4 protein-coding genes are annotated in these 4605 nt (G+C 42.5%); all 4 read left to right on the top strand.

What is annotated here, in order from left to right:
- A partial coding sequence (locus AC4GME_RS17410; protein WP_490379899.1) for a VWA domain-containing protein occupies window positions 1–761 on the top strand: 761 nt, incomplete at its 5' end.
- The gene (locus AC4GME_RS17415; RefSeq protein ID WP_490379900.1) at window positions 761–2419 is read left to right on the top strand and encodes a vWA domain-containing protein; all 1659 of its coding nucleotides are present in this window, start codon (window positions 761–763) and stop codon (window positions 2417–2419) included. The genes AC4GME_RS17410 and AC4GME_RS17415, both read left to right, overlap by 1 nt.
- A gap of 13 nt (window positions 2420–2432) precedes the next feature.
- Window positions 2433–3689 carry a hypothetical protein gene (locus tag AC4GME_RS17420; protein WP_490379901.1) on the top strand — a complete coding sequence of 419 codons (1257 nt, stop codon included), beginning with the start codon at window positions 2433–2435 and terminating at the stop codon, window positions 3687–3689.
- Between the two features lie 32 nt (window positions 3690–3721).
- Window positions 3722–4605: LysR family transcriptional regulator (locus AC4GME_RS17425; RefSeq protein WP_490379902.1), on the top strand; the 884-nt coding region annotated here is incomplete at its 3' end.

Here is a 4605-nt window from a genome sequence, read left to right on the forward strand (position 1 = left end):
GTGAAATGCAGACTCGTGAACGTTTTGGTCACGATATTATGGTCTTAGTAGACCTTTCCGGCTCGATGGCGGAACAAGATTTTAGCGCGCGGGATGGGCAGAAAAGCACGCGTTTATCCGCAGCAAAGCAGGTATTAGGTGATTTTTTAAAGACACGTGAAGGGGATCGTCTTGGTTTGATCCTTTTTGGTGATGCCGCGTTTGTACAAACTCCGTTTACTGCGGATCAACAGGTTTGGTTAACACTGCTTAAGCAAAGCGAAGTTGCGGTGGCTGGACAAAGCACTCACTTAGGGGATGCCATTGGGCTTGCGATTAAAGTATTTGAAGATAATAAGCAGGACAACAGAAAAGAAAAAATAGCCATCGTACTGACCGATGGTAATGATACCGGCAGCTTTGTAGAGCCTGTTGATGCGGCTAAGGTAGCGGCCGCTAAAGGGGTACGAATTTACATGGTTGCAATGGGCGACCCCAGTACCGTTGGCGAGCAGGCGCTGGATATGGAAACCATTCAACGAGTCGCTACAGAGTCGGGAGGGCGCGCATTTGCAGCGATAAATAATGAGCAGCTTGCACAAGCCTATAGTGAAATTGGTCAACTAGAGCCGCTGATTTATGAAAGCACTCATTACCGGCCGAAACAGTCTCTGCACCAGCTATTAATTGCTTTGCTGGTTATTTTGTATTTGAGCGCATTTTCACTGGCGATATTCAACCGTCGCCGACACTGCGTAGCGCAACAGAAGGATAATAAATAATGAATTTACCAATCTGGCTCACTCAGTTTCATTTTATTCGTCCGTTATGGTTGTTGCTGCTGATTCCACTCGCATGGCTTATTTATCTGCGCTACAAAGATCAATCAGAATCCAACTGGAGTACGCATTTACCTGCACATCTACGACAAGCTTTAACCTTAGATGAACAGGGATGGCGCAGTCAGTTACCACTTAAATTATTGAGTGTCAGTCTACTATTAGCCGTGATCATCTGTGCAGGTCCGACATGGCAAAGAGAGGCCTCCCCTTTTGGCGAAGATAAAGCGTCTATGCTGGTGATCCTCGATAACAGTGAATCGATGTTACAAACTGACTTAGCACCGAATCGTATTGAGCGTGTTAAACATAAAATTCATGATTTGCTAATGCTTCGAGCTGGCGGTAAAACCGGTTTGCTGGTGTTTGCCGGCAGTGCTCATCTGGCCATGCCAGCAACACCAGATAGTGCCGTGTTTGCGCCGTTTCTTGCTGCGATAGAGCCCAGTATCATGCCTAAAAAAGGCAAGCAGGCACAGTCGGCCTTAAGCTTGATTAACGAACAGCTCAATAACATCCCTGGCAGCAGTGTCTTATTAATTAGCGACGGTATTAGCCCGCAGGCCATCACTGCCTATCAGGAATTTTTTACTACACATCCGTACCAGCTACTTATTTTAGCGGCAGGTAATTCAGCGCTTAAAACTGACCGGCCACTTGATGACGTTTCATTAAAAGCATTAGCACAGGCAACGGGCGGACGTTTATTCGACGTCACTGTGGATAATAGTGACGTGCAGGCATTAAACCGCGCGATTGATAAACAGATGCAGCTTAGCGGTGACTCTGCAATGCCTTGGCAAGATATGGGTTATGCATTACTTTTTCCGCTACTATTTTTAACTTTATTATGGTTTCGAAAAGGCTGGTTGGTGCAGTGGTGCTTGGTCGGCGCAGTGCTGATCTCAAGTGTTTCCCCCCTGCCTGTCTCCGCCGCGCCTATTCATACTATGGCAGAGAAAAGTCAGGTGATAGAAAAAATTTCGATGCTTGATAAAGCAACTCAGTACTGGCTGGATCTATGGTTAACGCCGGACCAACAAGGGCAACGTTTATTTAAGCAAAAGTCCTATTTAGAAGCGGCTAAACATTACAGCGAACCCATGCAAAAGGGTAAGGCTTATTATTATGCCGGCGAATATAAGCTTGCTCATGCGCTATTTTTGCAAGCAGAAAATGACCTCGGTTTATATTACTGCGCCTCAGCACTAGCTCGTCAACGCGAATATTTGGCCGCGCGAGATTTACTTAACAATCTATTACAAGATAAAGAGATTGATCCCACCTTAAAAATACGCGTTAAACACAATTTTCAGATACTCGATGCACTTATTGATGAGATTAATCGCTTTAGTGAAAGTCAGATTGGTAATCAGGAGGTGACATCGTTTGAGTTAGCTGATGAGCAAGAGCAAACTGCCGAAGGCGCTGATGAACAAATAACAGAAGAGTCAATCGCTCAACAGCAGATTAATGCACAGGATCTACTACAAGATGAACAGAAAGCAGAACTATGGTTCAAACGTGTGCAGTCTGATCCGAAACGTTTTTTAGCTGCCAAATTTCAGATTCAACTACGTGAACAGAACGTTCGCGATTAACAGGATTATGACTATGTTCAACCCTATTCGACCAGTATGGTTACTACTAATATTATTGCTATGCACTAAAGCAATGGCGGTAACCTCAACGCAAAATAGCAGTAGTGATATCAAGCTAGCTGCCTGGATAGGCGATGAGCATAGTAACCAGCTGCAGAATTTCAGCGTCAAGCAGCAAGTTATATTAACCATAGAGGTAGCAACACCCCGTAGGTTTAGCAAAGGAACTCGCATTGGCTTAGTGGAAGTGGCAAATGTCATCGCTAAACAGCGTAATCAATTAGCGGTAAACTATACAGAAAAGTTTAACGGGCAAACCTGGTCGATACAACGTTGGGAAATCGCCTTATACCCGCTCGCTTCAGGTCAGGTTACGATCCCACCTATCCCAGTACAAACACAAGTCGCTAATAAAGACGGAGTGGGCATTGATATTACACTGTTTACCCCGTCACTATCATTCAAAGCGCATTTGCCTAGCGGTGTATTATCTGAGCAGCATGACTGGCTCACTGCCAGTGAGTTGTCGCTTGAGCAGCGCTGGCAGTTATCAAATGAAGATCTTAAAGTTGGTGATAGCATTACTCGCACTGTCACTATGAAAGCCGACGATACACTTTCAATATTGTTTCCTGACTTATTAGTTGATTCATCTAACGGCAATTATCAAACTTATCGTAAACCCGTTAAACTATCAGATAGTTCTAACCGCGGTGTTTATCAATCCAAGAAAGTCGAAGAGAGTGTCTACGTTCTGCAGCAAGGGGGAGAGGTTAACCTACCAAGTACAGAGCTAATATTTTGGAACAGTAAAAAAAATCAGCTAGAAACACTGCACCTTGAAGGGAAAAAAATCGCGGTTTCTCATACATTGCAATCCTTAATCAAAACCTATCGGCTGCAGCTGTTGATCGCATCCGTGTTTTTTATACTGTTAATAATCATTGTTCTTCACTTGAAACATTATTATCAAACTCACCCTAAACCGCTTTTCATACAATTATTACTAACTATTTATAAGAGACAATGGAGCACGGCACGCACTTTGCTATATCGATATAACCGCTTACTTACCGGCCAAAAAGAGCTGCTTGCTCTAAAAGAGACTAGGCAGGCATGGTTGCAAGATGCATTAAAATTACAAACTGGAATAGAAAAGCCGTCTCTTTTTTTACGGATCTGCTTGCAACTTCATCGTCACCGTTATTGCCCTTTTAAAAACATTCAGCTTACTAAAAGGGTTCGATTTTGTGCAAAAAACAGCCGTTAAAGTCCTTTGCGACTTATCTTTAGGTGATTGATATGATAAAAGATTTTAATCTACTGCGGTTGTTATTAGTGCTCGCGGAAACCCGTCAAACCGTTGCTGCGGCTAAAGCAATGAACGTCAGTCAACCCACTATCAGTGTAATGCTCAGAAAATTACGCGAACAGTTTAATGATGAGCTGTTTATTCGTAATAAAAATGGCTTACAACCCACTGCTAAGTGTGAACTGCTCATCGGTCAAATCCCCGCATTATTAGAACAGCTAGATGGTTTATATAGTGATAATGAAACGTGGAAAATTGAGAACTTATCGGGTGAGATTAAGCTATTTTTCCCCTCACCTTTGATGGCTGTTATTGCGGCTCCGTTAGTGAACAAATTAACCACCCTTGCACCAAATGTAACGGTAGAGTGTGTGCACTGGGGGAGTAATACTCCGGCTAAAATTGAAAGCCAAGTTAATGCATGGGGGGTATCTTATCTACCAATGGAGACCAATAAAAACATCTATCAAAAAAATTTAGGCTATGACAAATTTATATTAATTATGCGTAAAGAACACCCGCTAAAAACTAATCAATTAAGTGATGTAATATCTTATCCTATCTGTATTAATTATATTCCTGGTCATACTGAGCCATCACGCGTTGAGATGTTGATTAAAAAGTATAATCTAGATATGAATATTAACTTGCGCTGTAGTGATATGGGCATGATGTTAAAGCTACTTAGTACGAGTAACTATATTTGTGTATCCTCTGCTAAATATACCGATATTTTGCCGGATAACTATCGTTGTGTTGCATCGCCCCCTGAATTAATAAAAGATACTTTCCGTCGTCAATTTTCGCTTTTTACTCAACAGCGTAACCGTCATGATCCCTTTACGAAGTGGTTACAAGATGAAATATCATTGAT

This window comes from Psychromonas sp. (assembly GCF_983033635.1).